Here is a 16299-nt window from a genome sequence, read left to right on the forward strand (position 1 = left end):
GGCACCCGGTCGTTAGGCATATTTCACAATCAACGTCCGCAACACCTTGCCCACATGCTCGGCCGAGTCGGTGGTCTTCTCGAGTATCTGCATGATCTCTTTCACCTTGATCAGTTCGATGCAATCTTTCTCCTCCTCGAACAACCGTTTGATGAAGAGTTCATACACATCGTCGGCCTGGTTCTCGATGTCGTGCAACCGGGAGCAGTACTCGCGCAACCGGGTGGGGTTCTTGCGGAAACGCTCGAGCTCGTCCATCGCCTTGCAGATGCAATCGGCCTCCTGCTGTACCAGCAGGCTCAACTCCTTGCCGGTTGCCCCAATGGCATGCGGATTGTAAATCGAGATACGTTTGGCGCAACTGTTTATGCCGTCGATTACATCGTCCATGTGCGAAGCCAACGCCTGTATGTCCTCCCGGTCGAAGGGGGTAATGAAGGTGGTACCCAGTTCGTCGAAGATACGATGCGCCAGGCGGTCGCCCTCACGCTCCAGGTCTTTGATACGTTTGTAGTAGGCATCGCGCTCGTCGGATCTGTCGTGGTCCATACTCTCCACCAGTACGGCCGACGAGGCAACCAGCACCTCGGACAACTGTTTCAACAAAGGGAAAAACTTGGGTTCTTTGGGGGTGAATCGGCTAAAAAAGGAATTTTTCATCGTCGTATTGTATAGATATTTAACACTGTCTATGTTCAAGAGAGCATCGGTCGATACCCTTCGAGACAAAGCGAGGGCGAAAACTCGCTGTATGATTGTCCGCTACAAAGATAGCTGGTCGAAGATAGACAGGATATTACATTTGTTTTAAATTTTTACACTACCTAATTTTTTTTCTCCGGCTCGCTTTATCGGAAAGATTGTCTTACTTTTGTTCCACATCTGTACACAACCGACCGATGAGCGACACGATAGTCATACAAACGACCGACGACGGGGTGCCTACCCTCTACCTGCCCGGGCTGGACGAGCACTACCACTCGACCAAAGGGGCCCTGACCGAGGCGCGCCACGTCTACATCGACATGGCTCTGCGGGCCCGGGACAAACGCAATATCGACCTGCTCGAGGTGGGATTCGGCACCGGCCTGAATGCCTGGCTCACCCTGCTCGAGGCCCAGGAGCGAGGATTGCACATCCGCTACACCGCATTTGAGCTCTATCCGCTCGACCCCGAGGTTGCCGACCGACTCGACTATCCCGCCCGCATCGCCCCGCAACAGAGCCCGGCCTTTGCCCGGCTGCACCGCTGCGAGTGGGACCACCCGGTCGAAATTGCTCCGAACTTCACCCTGCTCAAACGTCACGCCGACCTCACCCGCACCCCGGTCGATGGGCTCTACGACGTGGTCTACTTCGACGCCTTCGCCCCCGAGAAACAGCCCGAGATGTGGAGCGAGTCGATATTCCGCACCCTCTACGACCATCTGGCTCCCGGCGGCATACTCACCACCTACTGCGCCAAGGGCGAAATCAGGCGACGGTTGCAGTCCATCGGCTTCACCGTCGAGCGACTGCCGGGCCCACCCCACGGCAAGCGGGAGATATTGCGAGCCAGCAAACCTAACGGACCTACTCATAAATAGCCTCGGCCACCGAGACACTCAACTCATCTCCTACTCCCACCCGTTGCAACAGGATATGATAGCTCTCGTCGGTCTCATCGAACGAGGTGACCGTGAGTCCCACCCGGGTAAACTGCTCGACCTGCTCGGCTACGGGGAGTAGCTTGCGCGAAAAGACCTGCGAGACGAGTCGCTCGTGTATCTGGTTGAGATGTCGACGCCCTTGCGCATGAGCAATGAGCAGACGCCCGCCGCAACGCAGATTGTCGGTTACCAACCGGGCTATCGTGTCGACCGGATAACGAAAATGTGGAAAAACCGAATAGAGCAGAATGGCATCGAAGCGACCGGCCAACCGGTCACGCTCCACATCGGCCTGAATAAAATGTACACCTTCGCCGGCATAGCGCAACGAAGCCTCATGCAACATCTTGGCCGAACTGTCTACGGCCACAATCGGCACATAGGAGCCTACCCGTTCACGAATATAGGGTATCATCACACCTGTACCCGTACCTACATCGAGCACCGTCTCGCCCTGCGAAAGCCTCAAGAGCGACAGCAACGACGCTATTTTTGCGGCATCGGGGCGACTGGTGCGGTCCCACACGCCGGCCATCTCGTCGAAGAAATTCATATTGCCTCCTTTCTCTCGAGACACGAGCCAAGGTAGTCGCACCACGCGTCGAGCCCCGTTCCTCGAGTGGCCGATGTTTCAAAAAACCGAATATCTGCGTTGATTTTCAAGGCATTCTCTTTCAGCCGGTCTATACGACTATCGACATAGGGCAACAAATCGATCTTGTTGATTACACAGATGTCGGCCCCAGCAAACATATAGGGATACTTCAGCGGCTTGTCGTCGCCCTCGGTTACACTCAGCAAGACAACCCGCAGATGCTCACCCAAATCGAACATGGCGGGGCAGACCAGATTACCTACATTCTCGATAAAGAGCAGCGAGTCGGAGACTTGCAGCTCGTCGAACGCCTCGGCCACCATGCGGGCATCGAGGTGACAACCGTTGTGGGTATTGATTTGGACGGCGGGAACACCCAGTCGACGGATACGGCCGGCATCGTTGTCGGTATGTTGGTCGCCCTCGATAACTGCCACTCGCCGGAATCCCCGCTCGTCCAGACGGACGAGGGTCTGTTCCAGCAATGCGGTCTTGCCCGATCCCGGCGAACTGACCAGATTGATGGCCACACACCCCATCGAACTCCAGCGAGCCCGATTTTGCCGGGCCACCCGATTGTTGTCACTCAATATATCCTGCTCTACGGCAATATCGACCGCCGTGTCGTGCCCATGAGGCAACCCCCGACGGTGCATCTCTTCGTGGCTCATCTCCCGATGGCCACAACCACAAGTGGTACACATAGTTTTATTGTTTTGTTTTTAAGGTTTATCTTCATCAGACTCGACCGTCAACGACGTGAGGCGAAACTCTTGCCCGGCCTCCAACCGGGTATCGTAGCCACCGCATTGCGGACAAGGCGCATAGAGCGATGCGGGAGCGAAAACAGCACCGCAAGCCCGGCATCGCGAACGGGGCGACACCCGGGTGAGTGCCACCCGGGCACCGGCATAGTCACTGCGATCGAGTACCATCTGCAGGGCATAGGCAAAAGCCTCACTATCGACCCCCGACAGCTCGCCCACCGTCACCTCGACGGTTCGTAGCGTACCGCCGCCATGCCGGCACAACTCGCTACCGATCAACTCGACCACACTGCAAGCCAACGACAATTCGTGCATAACGTCACCCTCTTCAATCGGTTTTCAAAATCGCACTCCGCTCCAGCCACGCCGCAGCGACAGCCATCTGCCCCACGGCAATACCGGCATCGTTGCATGGCACGAGAGCCGGCAAATAGGGCTGCAACCCTACTTGACGCAACAGGGCCATCAGCCGATTGGTCAAGAGCCTGTTTTGTAAAACACCTCCCGAGAGAACCACCCGCGACAGTTTCTGCCGGGCAGCCTGCCGGGCCACCTCGGCACACCACATGGCGGCGTAGGTGTTGTGAAAGGCCATGGCTATCTCACCCCGGGATACGCCGTTACGCAGGTCGTTCACCATAGCCACCACCAGCCACGAGATATCGAGAGGATTATTATGGTCGAAGGGATAGACCTTCGTCACCGACTCGTCGGCCAACTGCTCCAGCTTCTGCGGAGCCTCGGCCTGATAGCGGTTGTAATCGGCTACCCCCAGAAGCGAAGCCACGGCATCGAAGAGCCGGCCCGCACCCGAACTCAGCGGGGTGTTGATACGGCGGGCTATCAGGCGACTTATCAGTTTGATACGGTCGGCTCCTACCCGTTCCACGAAATCGGGAGGCAAAGGCATCGCCTCGCCGTAGAGCGAATAGAGCAGCGACACGGCCATGCGCCACGGTTCACGGGCAGCCACATCGCCTCCCGGCATAGGCAAATAGGGCTGATGCGAAAGACGGCGGTATCGGGTACGCGAGCAGCGCAACAGCTCCCCGCCCCAAATCGTACAGTCGTCGCCATAACCCGTGCCGTCGAGACACAAGGCCAACACCTCGCCCTCGAGGTCATACTCGACCATCACGGCCACGGCATGAGCGTGGTGGTGTTGTACCCGATAGAGGGGTATATGCTGCTCGGCGGCATACCGTTCGCCCCACATCGTAGCCGCATAGTCGGGATGCAGGTCGCACACCACACAGTGGGGTGTGAAACGAAACAGCGTGGCAAAATGCGAAAACGACTCTTCGAAAAAGGCAAGATTCTCGCGACAAGACAACTCGCCAATGTACTGCCCCAGCAGAATATCGTCGTGTTTGCCCACGGCAAAACTCGAAACCTGCTCGGCCCCCACGGCCAGAATGCCTTCGGTGGGTTGCAGGTTGTGCAACGGTTCGGGCGTATACCCCCGGGCCCGACGCACGGGACGGCACAAGCCGTCATACTCGCACACCACCGAATCGTCTATCCGGTTGTAAATCTCGCGATTGTACGACACCACCAGTTCTACTTGCGAGTCGAACTGGTCATGAGCCTCACCATCGGCAATGACAATAGGATTTCCGCTCAGGTTGGCACTGGTAACAACCATACGCCGCAACCGGGGGGCCGCCTCGAACAGGTCGTAATGAATGGCCATATAGGGCAAAAGTGCTCCCAATGAGCGATACCCCTCGTTGAGCCAGGAGGCATGGTGAGCCCGTTCGTGCGACACGACGATGGGACGGCGCCACGAAGTCAGGGCCCGACGCTCCTCGTCGGTGAGGGCCAGGTCGTCGGTGGCGGTAGCCTCGTCGCGATACATCACGGCCAACGGTTTGGCGTACCTCCCCTTCAACTTGCGCAGGCGGGCCACCGCCTGCGCATTGTCGGCATCGCACAACAAGTTGTACCCGCCCATGCTCTTCAGGGCAACCAGTCCACCGCCCGACAGGGTCGATGCCACACGCTCTACCAGACGACGGTAGTCGCGCTCCAGCTCTCCGCTCGAGTCGCGCAGCGTATACACGGGACCACAACGATTGCAGGCAATAGGCTGGGCGTGAAACCGGCGGTCGTTCACATCGGCATATTCGCGGCGACAGGTGTCGCACAGTTCGAAGTCGCTCATGGTGGTCACCCCACGGTCGTAGGGCAGAGCCTTGATGATAGTAAAGCGGGGTCCGCAGTGAGTACAGTTGATAAAGGGGTAATCGATACGGTGGGGCTGTCGACGACGGTCTTGCAAACACTCGGGACAGATGGCTATATCGGGGCTAATGCGGGTAATCTCGTTGCCGTCGCTGCGACTGGGAGCAATCTCGAAGCAATCGTACGTCGTAGTAGCCGGAAGAGTCTCGACATCGATTCGCTCGATGGTAGCGACTGCCGGAGCCGCTTCGGGCAACGCCCTCACGAAACAATCTTTCTGCTCCTCGGTCGCCTGCAATACAACGAGTACACCGTCGTTGCTGTTATCTACATAGCCGTGTAAACCCATTTCGGTAGCCAGGCGATAGACGCAGGGGCGGAATCCCACACCCTGTACAAGCCCCCTGACATGTATGTGATACTGATTCATCTGCAAATGTTTTTTTCAGACTCCTCCTTAAACAATCGAGGCCGGTAAGTTGTTCATGGGGCATACTCGAAAAAACGAACGAACATGTGTCTGGCTATTCCCGGGAAGATTGTCGCCATCGACAACTCACCCACCCTGCGTATGGCAACCGTCGATTTCGGCGGCGTGTACAAAGAGATTTGCATTCAATATACCGACGTCTCGACAGGCGACTACATCCTGGCCCACGCCGGTATGGCCATTGCCCGGCTCGACCGGGAGGAGGCCGAAGCCACCTTGGCCGACTTCGAAACACTGGCCCGTCACCTGAACCCCGAGAGCCATGTGGTATGACAGCCCCTTCCGGGATCCCCGCAACCTCACTGCCCTGCTTCGGGCCATCCGGCAGGAGGCCGTACAGCCGATCCGCATCATGGAGGTGTGCGGCGGACAGACCTATGCCCTGTCGCGCTACCGCATCGAAGAGTTGTTGCCCGATACCGTACGGATGATTCACGGCCCGGGCTGCCCCGTATGTGTCACCCCGGCCGAGACCGTAGCTCAGGCGCTGGCCATAGCCCGCATGCCCGACACGATACTCTGCACCTTCGGCGACATGATGCGTGTGCCCGATACCGAGGGCATCAGCCTGCAACATCTGCGTACCGAAGGGCACGACATCCGCATCGTCTACTCACCGCTCGACGCTCTGAAGATTGCCCGCGAGAACCGGCACCGACAAGTGGTATTTCTGGCTGTCGGCTTCGAGACCACTACCCCGCTCTACACCCTGCTGCTGAGTGAAACCATCGCCGACAGACGTGATAACCTCTCGCTGCTCACTTCGCTCTTCACCCTGCCCGCTGCAATCGAACAGCTGGCCCGCGATCCCGAATGCCGTATCGACGCCCTGCTCGCGGCCGGACACGTCTGCTCGATTACCGGCCTCGAAGAGTACCAGCAACTGGCCCGGCAGACGGGACGTCCCATCGTCGTTACCGGCTTCGAACCGGCCGATCTGCTCTACGGCATCTACCGGGCCGTACAACTCCGGGCCCGGAGAGAGACCCGGGTCGTCAACGCCTACCCTCGGGCTGTCGCCCCTCAGGGCAACGTGCGTGCCCGCCGCGAGACAACCCGCTATTTTACCCCTTGCGATGCCCGTTGGCGAGGGTTGGGAACCATTGCCGGCAGCGGGTTGAAACTGCGCCCAGCCTATGAACAATATGAGGCACGAAACCGTTTTCACTGTGCGATACAAAACTCTGCCGACACCTCGCCCTGCCGGGCCGGAGAAATCATGAAGGGACAGATTTCGCCCTGCGAATGTCCGCTCTTCGGTCGAGGCTGCACCCCCGACTCCCCGCTGGGCCCCTCGATGGTATCGAGCGAAGGTGCCTGCGCCGCATTTTACCGCTACCGAACCGCTTAAAAAAAAGAAGAATATGAATATACCCGATTGCCCTCTACCCACGCAGCCCAACGACTGCATTACCCTGGCTCACGGCGGGGGCGGACGCATGACCGGCCGGCTCATCGAGACCCTCTTCTATCCGGCCTTTGCCAACCGCTGGCTCGAGCAGGCTCACGACGGAGCCACCCTCACCATCGCCTCACCTCGCATAGCGTTCACCACCGACTCGTTTGTGGTGTCGCCCCTCTTTTTCCCCGGAGGTAACATTGGCTACCTGGCCGTAAACGGCACGGTAAACGACCTGCTCTGCTGTGGAGCGACGCCGCTCTACCTCTCGGCCGCCTTCATCCTGGAAGAGGGATTGCCCCTCGACACTCTGCGGAAAGTCGTGGAAGCCATGCACCAGGCTGCCTTACGAGCCGGAGTGTCGATTGTCACCGGCGACACCAAAGTGGTGGAGCATGGCAAATGCGACGGACTCTACATCAACACCTCGGGCATAGGCGTCGTACCCGGCAATATCGAAATAGGCCTTCACCGAGTGAAGAAAGGCGATGCCATAATCGTGACCGGCCCGATAGGCAATCACGGGGTGTCGATTCTCTCCACGCGCGAAAATCTGGGATTCGAGACGACCATCGAGAGCGACACGGCCGCCCTCACCCACATCGTGTCGAACCTGCTGGCCGGAGTCCCCGACGTGCACATGCTGCGCGACCCCACCCGGGGAGGCCTGTCGAGCACCCTCAACGAGATAGCCGAGGGGGCCGGCGTAACCATCACCCTCGACGAAGAGGCTCTGCCCATTGCCCCGTCGGTACGGGCGGCCTGCGACCTGCTGGGGCTCGATCCCCTTTATGTGGCCAACGAAGGCATTCTGCTCGTATTCCTGCCCGACGAGTATAGCGAACAGGCCCTGCGCCTCATCCACAACGACCCGCACGGGAAGGAGGCCCGCCTCATCGGCCACGTGACCGACGACCGTCGGCCCGAAGTACTACTGCAACTTGCCCTGGGGCAAACCCGGGTTCTCGATATGCTGAGCGGTGAGCAACTGCCGCGCATTTGTTGAAACGACCAAACACCTATCTGTCATGGGAAAAGAAAAAACATTCTACCAAGAGCTGAAGGCGAAGGGTTATACCCGCCGCCAGTTTCTCAAATTCTGCGGCATCATGGGAGCCATGCTGGGACTGCAGCAAAGCGGTCTGGCCCAGGTGGTCGATGCCCTGCAGTCCAAGCCCCGCAAACCGGTACTCTGGTTTCACTTTCAAGAGTGCACCTGCTGCAGCGAGTCGTTTCTGCGCTCGTCGCATCCGCTCGTGGGGCAAATTCTGCTCGAGATGATTTCGCTCGACTACTCCGACACCCTCATGGCGGCCAGCGGCTTCCAGGCCGAAGCCGTGCGCGACCGCTCCATGAAAGCCAACTGGGGCAAATACATTATGATTGTCGAAGGTTCCATCCCCTTGGGCAATCCCGGCTACTGCACCATTGCCGGCCGTTCGGCCAAAGAGATTTTCGACGAGGCCGCCCAAGGAGCGAGCGCCATCATCGCCTGGGGCAACTGTGCCTCGTCGGGCTGCGTGCAGGGTGCCTATCCCAATCCCACCGATACGAAACCCGTGCATAAAATCATATCGGGCAAACCGGTCATCAACGTGCAGGGCTGTCCGCCCATCGCCGATGTCATGGCCGGGGTCATCACCTACATCCTCACCTTCGACCGACTACCCGAACTCGATGCCATGGGGCGACCCGTCACCTTCTACGGACGCCGCATACACGACACCTGTTACCGCCGGCCGGCCTTCGATGCCGGACTCTTTGTCGAAGCCTTCGACGACGAGAATGCCAAGAAGGGGTATTGCCTCTACAAGATGGGGTGCAAGGGCCCCAACACCTTCAACTCGTGTGCCGTCATCAAATGGAACGAGGGGGTAAGCTATCCCATCCAGTCGGGACACGGCTGCATCGGTTGTGCCGAACCCGGATTCTGGGATGCCGAACCCCTGTATCACCACCTGCCCGATGTCAACGGATTCGGCATCGAAGCCACAGCCGACCAGATAGGACTGGGGCTCACCGCCGTAGCTGCGGCCGGTGTGGCGGCTCATGCCGTTGTAACCAATATACAGAAACGTAAACTCATTAAAAACCAGATGGACAACGACGAACCTAACCGCGAGGCTTTTGCCGCCGACGAACGGCAAATCGAGCAACAGGAGAGAACTCTCGAACGGAAGGCGTACCACCTGGAACAGGAGAAAGACTAACCGCTAAAAACACCGAACCATGACCAAACGAATTGTTGTAGATCCCATCACCCGAATCGAAGGCCACCTGCGCATCGAGGCCGACATCGAAGGGGGCGTCATCACCGACGCCTTCAGCTCGGGCACCATGATACGCGGCATCGAGATTATTGTCAAAGACCGCGACCCCCGCGACGTGTGGGCCTATGTAGGGCGCGTGTGCGGCGTATGCACCTCGATACACTCGCTCTGTTCGGTACGGGCGGTCGAGAATGCCCTCGGCATCGTCGTACCCCCCAATGCCGAGCAGGTGCGCAACCTCATGCAGTCGGCCGTAACCATACAGGACCATGTGACCCACTTCTACCAGTTACAGGCTCTCGACTGGGTCGATGTGATGTCGGCCTTGAAAGCCGATCCCCGCAAAGCGGCCGAGGTGGCCCAAAGCCTCTCGCCCTGGCCCAAGAACTCGATAGGTTACTTTGTCGAGATACAGGAACGCATCGAGCGGTTCATCGAGACCAGCCGCTTCAGCATCTTCTCCAACGGCTACTGGGGACACCCCGCCTACAAACTGCCGCCCGAGGTCAACCTCGTGGCTCTGGCTCACTATCTCGAGGCTCTCGACGTGCAAAAGGAGATGGTGAAGATACAGACTATCTTCGGCGGAAAGAACCCGCACCCCAACTTCCTGGTGGGAGGTATGGCCTGTGCCATCAACATCAACGACCCCAACGCCCTCAACATGGAGCGGCTCAACTACGTAGCCCAGATTATCGAACGCACTCAGACCTTCGTGCAACAGGTATACCTGCCCGACGTGCTGGCCATCCTCTCCTACTATCCCGAGTGGACCCGCATCGGTGGAGGCCTGCACAACTACATCGCCTACGGCGACTACCCCATGGGGCACTACGGCGAATTGTCGACCTACAAGAGCCCCCGAGGTATCGTCGTCGACCGTGACCTGTCGCGGGTTGTCGAGTTCGACCCTTGGGCCATGGACGGTCTGCTCGAGTTTGTGAACAACTCGTGGTACTCCTATTCGCAGGGCAAGGAGGTGGGCCTGCACCCCTCGGTAGGCGAAACGCATCTCGACTACACCGGAGCCACACCCCCCTACCAGTACCTCGATCGCGACCAGCCTTACAGCTGGATAAAAACCCCCCGCTACAAAGGCATGCCCATGGAGACAGGTCCCCTGGCCCGCAATATCGTGGCACACGCCTGCGGCGACGAAACCTACCGAGCCATCACCACCCGATGTCTCGACCAGCTGGGAGTCGGCTACGAAGCCATGTACTCCACCGCAGGTCGCACCCTGGCCCGAGCCATCGAAGCCAGTCTGCTGGCCGACTGGCAAACCGACTTCTACACTGCCCTGCTGCAAAATATCAAGAACGGCGACTACCGCATGTTCAACGGGGTCAAGTGGGAACCCCGCACCTGGCCCGAGACGGCACAGGGCGTAGGCCTCACCGAGGCTCCCCGCGGTTCGCTGGCCCACTATGTAAACATCAAGGATGGCAAAGTGTCGAACTACCAGATGATTGTGCCCACCACCTGGAACGCTTCGCCCCGCGATACTCGCGGCCAACGGTCGGCCTTCGAGGCTTCGCTCATCGGCACCCCGGTCGCCGACCCGCAAACTCCGCTCGAAATCATACGCACCATACACTCGTTCGACCCTTGTATGGCCTGCGCCGTACATCTCTACGACGAGCGGGGCGAACACATACACCGCTGTGAACTGATATAACGATAACCTCAAAAAAAAGAAACTGTTATGATAAGCCGTCAAAAATCCTTACGCGAGATATACGTCTGGGAGTTACCCGTGCGTATCTTCCACTGGGCCAATGCAGTCGCCATTGTCGTACTGTGTGTGACCGGTTACCTCATAGGCAATCCACCGGCCATCCAGCACGCCACGCCCCCCGAGGCCAACTACTGGTTTGGCTGGGTACGGTTTATCCATTTCGTAGCCGCCTTTGTCTTTATCCTCAACTTTCTCGTACGCCTCTACTGGGCCTTTGCCGGCAACTCGTTTGCACGCTGGAACAACTACCTGCCCCTCACCCGAAAGCAGTGGCGGGGCATACGCGACACGACCAAGGTCGACGTGCTGCTACTCTCGCCCAAACCCCTCTACGACATCGGACACAACAGCCTGGCCGCCTTTACCTACTTCGGGGTATTCGTGCTGTTTATCATCCAGACTGTCACCGGTCTGGCCATGTTCTGCGTATCGACCAACAACGTGATGGAGCCCTTCTTCTTGTGGATACTCCAACTATGCGGCGGATTCTTCGTCGTGCGGCAGATTCACCACCTGGCCATGTGGGCCTTTATCCTCTTCTCCATAGCACACATCTATCTGGTCTTCTACCACGACTACATCGAGCGCAACGGCATCGCCTCATCGATTATCGGCGGGTGGAAGTTCATCCGGGAAGATTTGGCCGAGGAGTATGAAACCGAGCAAAACCAGCAACAACAGATACACCGACAAAAAGAAGAGATAAGCCATGAAACGAAACGAAAATAGGCCCCGCCAAACGGCCCCCGACAGCGAACCTATCCTCGTGCTGGGGATAGGAAACCTCGTGCTCAACGACGAGGGGATAGGCATACACATCGTACATACCCTCAGCCAAATGGAGATGCCTCACGGCGTCGATGTCCTCGACGGGGGGACCGGGGGACTGGCCCTGCTGGAGACGTTGCAAAGCTATCCTCGCATCATTCTCGTAGATGCAGCCCTCGACAACCGTCCGGTCGGGACCATACGAAGACTCTCTCCCCGATATTCCCGCGACTACCCGCCCCTGCTGAGCGCCCACGAAATAGGGCTGAAAGAGATGATCGACGCCATGCTGCTCCTGGGTGAGGCTCCGCAAATCGAACTGCTGGCCGTGAGCGTGCGCAACTGCCACAGCCTGGGCATGCACCTCTCGCCCGAAATCAGGAGAGCCATTCCCCAGATTCTGCAACTGGTCTTCGAGATTATCAAAGACCTGCGTCACGGCCGCTATTCGATTACGCTGGGATAATGCGTAATCGCACTCGCCCGCACCCGCAAGACAACGACTCTCACTCCGGTACGCCGCGCTTTTTTCGGTTCAAAAATTGGGTCCATTTGTATCGTCGTGACAAAAAAATTGTGTAATTTGGCTCCCCGAAATCCAATAAAACACATTCATCACTTATGAAAACCAAACACACCCTTCTGCTCGCCTTGTGCCTGCTCCTGTCGGCAGCACTTCAGGCTCAAAACGACACCGTAAAGATACTGGCCATCGGCAACAGCTTTGCCGATGACGGCATCGAGTACCTCGACGAGGTAGCCCGCTCGGCCGGGAAACACATCATCGTGGCCAACACCTACATAGGCGGATGCTCCATCGAGCGCCACCTCGACAACGCCCGCCACGACCGCCCCGCCTATCGCTACCGCAAAAATGTCGACGGTCAATACTCCGAAGAACGTGGCACAACCCTACTCGAAGCCCTAAAAGACGAGGAGTGGGACTACATCGTATTCCAGCAGGTGAGCTCCCTGGCCGGGCAATACAGCACCTACTTCCCCGACCTGGCCGAACTCATGGACTACGTTCGTGCCCATGCGACCAACCCCCACGTACAATATGCCCTGCAGCAGACCTGGGCCTACGCCAAGAACTCGACCCACCCGGGATTTTTCCGCTACGGTAAAGACCAGCAGGCCATGTACGACGACGTGGTATTCTCCTACGACCAGGTGGCCAAGCGTCAGCACATAACCATCGTTATCCCCACCGGCACCGCCATACAGAATGCCCGCAGCAGCAGCCTGGGCGACACCCTCTGCCGCGACGGCTACCACCTGAATCTGAAGTATGGCCGCTACACGGCTGCCTGTGCCTGGTTCGAGACCTTCTTCGGCGAATCGTCGATTGGCATCGCCTATCGCCCCGACGGAGTTACCGAGCAACAGGCCGCCATTGCCCAGCACGCCGCCCACGCCGCCATACTCTGCCCCACGGCCGTCACCGACATGTCGAACTATTAACCCCCTACCCGTACAACCATGAAAACAACCGATATACGGATGGCCTTCCTGCTGGCTCTGCTGCTCGTTCTCCCGCTGCAGGGCCAGGCCCAAGAAGTGCACAAAGCGAACCCCGGCAGCCCCCAAGCCACCGCACTCTACCCCAAAGCCCCGAACACAATACGGCTCGTCAGCTACAACGTGGGGGCCTTCACCAAATACACCTCGGGCAGCTACGCCTCGATAGCCCGGATGATGCTGGAGCTCGATGCCGACGCCGTGGCCTTGCAAGAGCTCGACAGCTGCACCACCCGCACGGGCGGCATCTTCCAGATAGACCGTCTGGCCCGCCTCATGAGGTGGCACTATGCCTATGCCCCCGCCATGCCCTACCGGGGTGGCTCGTACGGTATCGGGGTGGTGTGCCGCAATCGCATCGGCCACCACTACACCATCGCCTTGCCGCCGGGCGGCGAACCTCGCACCGTGGCGGTGGTCGAGCTCGACGACTGCATCGTAGCCTCGACCCACCTCGACCTGCAGGCCGAGACCCAGGTGCGTGAAGCCGAATACATCAACCGAATCTTTACCGAACGATACGGCGAGAGCAACAAGCCGGTATTCCTGTTGGGCGACCTGAACGCACAACCCGATTCGCAGACCCTGCAGACCCTCAAGCAGCACTGGACGGTGCTCTCGGTCGAAGGCAATACTTACTCGTCGCGCGAGCCGAAGATGTGCATCGACTACGTATTGCAACTGAACAACGGCGTGCCCTGCCGGGTGACCGACTCGCAAATCGCCACCCGATTCCACTCGGGCGACGTCACCCAGGCATCGGACCATCTGCCCATCTACGTCGATGTAGAGCTACTCCCCACCGAGTAGCCCGACATCGGGGGGGAGCGCGACCGCTCCGGGCCATTTCGTCCGCCCGAGGGGTCATTTCATACACTCCACCCCGCGGTTGATACATTCGCGACCGATTCGTTTGTCCCGAAAAGATTTCTTCTTTACATTTGTTCCCGACGAAAGAGAGATGTCCGATTACCTCATCATATCGACTTCGACCGATCTGGTGCGCATCGCACAAGACCGCATCATCTATATCTCGTCGGACGGGAACTACTCTACCTTGATTCTGGCCGACGGGGAGGCCCGATTAGTGACCTATCAGTTGGGACAAATCGAGAAACTCATTGCCGAACAACTGGGCAGTTCGTCGGGCAAAGCCTTCATCAGAATAGGAAAGCAACTGATTATCAACCGCAGGTATATCTACTACATCAACCTGCCCAAACAGCAGTTAATCTTGTCGGACAACAGCTCGAACAAATATACGGTGACGCCCTCGCGCGAGGCGCTCAAACAGTTGAAAGAACTCGTTGAATCGGAAAGGGAATAAAAGATGACAGACTTCAAAGACAATATCAGAGACGACGAAATACGGATTATCGGTGACTCGGGAGCCACGGCCCCCAACGGTCCCCAAAACGACAGCCGATGGTTGCGCTGGGTGATTGCCATCGTTATCCTCATCGGGGTGGTCATTGCGCTGCTTCTGCTGCTCTCGCCCGGGAATGAGGCACCCGAGACCGACGAAGAGAACATCTCCTACTTCGAGCAGCAACCCTCCACGACCACGGTGCCCGAGCCCCGGGTGGTCGACCGGCTGGGCTCCTGCCCCGACACCCTTGCCACGCCCTATACCCAGACAATCGACACCACCATCAACGACATCCCGCTGCGCATCCATATCCCCCACGGGGCCATCCCCTCGCTGCAGGTAGGAGCACTGGACGAACGGGATTCGTCGATTATCTTCGTAGCCCAGGCCGCCGACATCCGTCGCGACAACCGTAAAATCGTGGGCGCCTTCGTGCTCAAGGGCGAACCCTTGGCCTGGGGCAAAGCCAAAATCGGCTACTGTGCCATCATACACGACACCATCACCGTAGGCGTGGCCGAAAACTCCCCGCTCTTCGAACGGGCTACCGAGACCGGCGGCTACTTCTTCCGCCAATATCCGCTCGTCGACAACGGCAAACTGGTCGACAACGAGCCCAAAAACAAATCGATACGCCGCTCGCTGTGCGACCGCAACGGCGAAATCATGGTCGTCGAGACCCTCTCGAACGAGTCGTTCCACGACTTCGCCCAAGCCCTCGAGGACCTCGGCGTCACCCACGCCATCTACCTGGTAGGCAGCCTCTCCTACGGCTGGAGCACCGATGCCCAAGGGCAGCGCCACACCTTCGGCCGCAAGTCGTACCGCATGCCCGCCAACACCAGCTACATCCTCTGGCGCAAACGCTAATCCGCACCACCCCGCACCCCTTGTATCAAATGCCAGGCGACGGCCCATTTCATACACCCCCGCCGCCATTTCATACACTTCCCTTTCACCGACTTTTCCATCGGTCATCTTTTTATCATCTTTGTGTCACGACGACAGGATTCGGCCCGGCATAAAGCGCCACCCCGTTTGCGCTTTTGCCCCCCTTCGCTATTCCGGTAAATAAAAATCGGCCGGGGGTAGATAGAAATCATCCACCTCACGCCTCTATATCAACAAACGACTGAGAAAACAAGCCCGCCACCCGCCTCCGGCAGCAACCGGCACGGCACACGGGCTATAAAAAAGGGGACTGAGCGACAACTCACGCAACGTCTATTCATAAAAAAGAGTCCAGAGGGGACCTCGACTCGAACTCGAGGATGTTACACTTATCCTACCTGTTTACGCCCCCCATTCTACCGGGGGCCCTCGTTCGAGTCAACAGCGGGGTGCGCACTCCACACGGGGTCGCACCCCCGCTTTATCGGTACGGGTGGGGATGCAGCGGCAAGCTATTGCTATACTCTCGAGGTTATAACTTACACCAAACTCAAATAGATTATGATTATCTATTTATCATTGGGAAATATTGATAAAATAATCTACTTAGGGACAGTCGTTTAATTCCGTCATTATGAGTCAATCGGCAGACTGTCCC

17 protein-coding genes are annotated in these 16299 nt (G+C 58.2%); 12 read left to right on the top strand and 5 right to left on the bottom strand.

All coding sequences use genetic code 11. From position 1 onward, the window contains the following. Positions 1–12: 12 nt before the first annotated feature. Positions 13–660, bottom strand: a complete 648-nt coding sequence (locus tag Q1K76_RS08380; protein ID WP_298662720.1) for a DUF47 family protein — start codon at positions 658–660, stop codon at positions 13–15. Positions 661–899: 239 nt separating this feature from the next. Between Q1K76_RS08380 and mnmD the strand changes: the two genes are divergently transcribed. After that, positions 900–1586, top strand: coding sequence for a tRNA (5-methylaminomethyl-2-thiouridine)(34)-methyltransferase MnmD (gene mnmD / locus Q1K76_RS08385; protein ID WP_300132527.1), 687 nt, complete (start codon positions 900–902; stop codon positions 1584–1586). Here mnmD and Q1K76_RS08390 read toward each other — a convergent pair. From Q1K76_RS08390 to hypF, 4 genes are read right to left on the bottom strand one after another with little or no spacing between them, the layout of a single operon-like run. After that, positions 1573–2202 carry a trans-aconitate 2-methyltransferase gene (locus Q1K76_RS08390; RefSeq protein ID WP_087408426.1) on the bottom strand — a complete coding sequence of 210 codons (630 nt, stop codon included), beginning with the start codon at positions 2200–2202 and terminating at the stop codon, positions 1573–1575. The two genes, mnmD and Q1K76_RS08390, sit on opposite strands and share 14 nt — an antisense overlap. After that, on the bottom strand, positions 2199–2948 hold the full coding sequence (hypB, locus tag Q1K76_RS08395; protein WP_087408425.1) for a hydrogenase nickel incorporation protein HypB: 750 nt from the start codon (positions 2946–2948) through the stop codon (positions 2199–2201). The genes Q1K76_RS08390 and hypB overlap by 4 nt, the downstream gene beginning before the upstream one ends. A gap of 18 nt (positions 2949–2966) precedes the next feature. Next, positions 2967–3326 (bottom strand): hydrogenase maturation nickel metallochaperone HypA, encoded by a 360-nt coding sequence (locus Q1K76_RS08400; RefSeq protein WP_300132530.1) that lies wholly within the window; start codon positions 3324–3326, stop codon positions 2967–2969. A 13-nt stretch (positions 3327–3339) separates the two neighbouring features. Beyond that, a complete protein-coding gene (gene hypF / locus Q1K76_RS08405; protein ID WP_300132533.1) occupies positions 3340–5625 on the bottom strand; it encodes a carbamoyltransferase HypF in 2286 nt (761 codons plus the stop codon). Positions 5626–5709: 84 nt separating this feature from the next. Here hypF and Q1K76_RS08410 point away from each other — a divergent pair, with 84 nt between their 5' ends. The 11 genes from Q1K76_RS08410 to Q1K76_RS08460 all read left to right on the top strand — a co-directional run bounded on the left by Q1K76_RS08410 (position 5710) and on the right by Q1K76_RS08460 (position 15620). Continuing rightward, positions 5710–5958 (top strand): HypC/HybG/HupF family hydrogenase formation chaperone, encoded by a 249-nt coding sequence (locus tag Q1K76_RS08410; protein ID WP_087408422.1) that lies wholly within the window; start codon positions 5710–5712, stop codon positions 5956–5958. Beyond that, on the top strand, positions 5948–7036 hold the full coding sequence (gene hypD, locus Q1K76_RS08415; RefSeq protein WP_300132536.1) for a hydrogenase formation protein HypD: 1089 nt from the start codon (positions 5948–5950) through the stop codon (positions 7034–7036). Before Q1K76_RS08410 ends, hypD begins: the two co-directional genes overlap by 11 nt. A gap of 13 nt (positions 7037–7049) precedes the next feature. Then, the gene (gene hypE, locus Q1K76_RS08420) at positions 7050–8090 is read left to right on the top strand and encodes a hydrogenase expression/formation protein HypE (protein WP_300132539.1); all 1041 of its coding nucleotides are present in this window, start codon (positions 7050–7052) and stop codon (positions 8088–8090) included. A gap of 22 nt (positions 8091–8112) precedes the next feature. Further along, the gene (locus Q1K76_RS08425; protein ID WP_300132542.1) at positions 8113–9294 is read left to right on the top strand and encodes a hydrogenase small subunit; all 1182 of its coding nucleotides are present in this window, start codon (positions 8113–8115) and stop codon (positions 9292–9294) included. A 19-nt stretch (positions 9295–9313) separates the two neighbouring features. Beyond that, positions 9314–11032 (top strand): nickel-dependent hydrogenase large subunit, encoded by a 1719-nt coding sequence (locus Q1K76_RS08430; protein WP_087408418.1) that lies wholly within the window; start codon positions 9314–9316, stop codon positions 11030–11032. Positions 11033–11059: 27 nt separating this feature from the next. After that, a complete protein-coding gene (gene cybH / locus Q1K76_RS08435; RefSeq protein WP_300132546.1) occupies positions 11060–11821 on the top strand; it encodes a Ni/Fe-hydrogenase, b-type cytochrome subunit in 762 nt (253 codons plus the stop codon). Then, the gene (locus tag Q1K76_RS08440; protein ID WP_300132549.1) at positions 11802–12326 is read left to right on the top strand and encodes a hydrogenase maturation protease; all 525 of its coding nucleotides are present in this window, start codon (positions 11802–11804) and stop codon (positions 12324–12326) included. The genes cybH and Q1K76_RS08440 overlap by 20 nt, the downstream gene beginning before the upstream one ends. 155 nt (positions 12327–12481) lie before the next feature. After that, a complete protein-coding gene (locus Q1K76_RS08445) occupies positions 12482–13324 on the top strand; it encodes a DUF4886 domain-containing protein (protein WP_300132552.1) in 843 nt (280 codons plus the stop codon). 18 nt (positions 13325–13342) lie between these two features. Beyond that, a complete protein-coding gene (locus tag Q1K76_RS08450) occupies positions 13343–14191 on the top strand; it encodes an endonuclease/exonuclease/phosphatase family protein (protein ID WP_300132555.1) in 849 nt (282 codons plus the stop codon). A 151-nt stretch (positions 14192–14342) separates the two neighbouring features. Further along, entirely contained in the window at positions 14343–14708 is a 366-nt protein-coding gene (locus tag Q1K76_RS08455) for a LytTR family DNA-binding domain-containing protein (protein WP_087408413.1), read from the top strand. Between the two features lie 3 nt (positions 14709–14711). After that, positions 14712–15620, top strand: a complete 909-nt coding sequence (locus tag Q1K76_RS08460; RefSeq protein ID WP_300132558.1) for a hypothetical protein — start codon at positions 14712–14714, stop codon at positions 15618–15620. Positions 15621–16299 lie beyond the last annotated feature (679 nt).

This window comes from uncultured Barnesiella sp. (assembly GCF_946496565.1).
Lineage (GTDB): Bacteria > Bacteroidota > Bacteroidia > Bacteroidales > Barnesiellaceae > Barnesiella > Barnesiella merdigallinarum.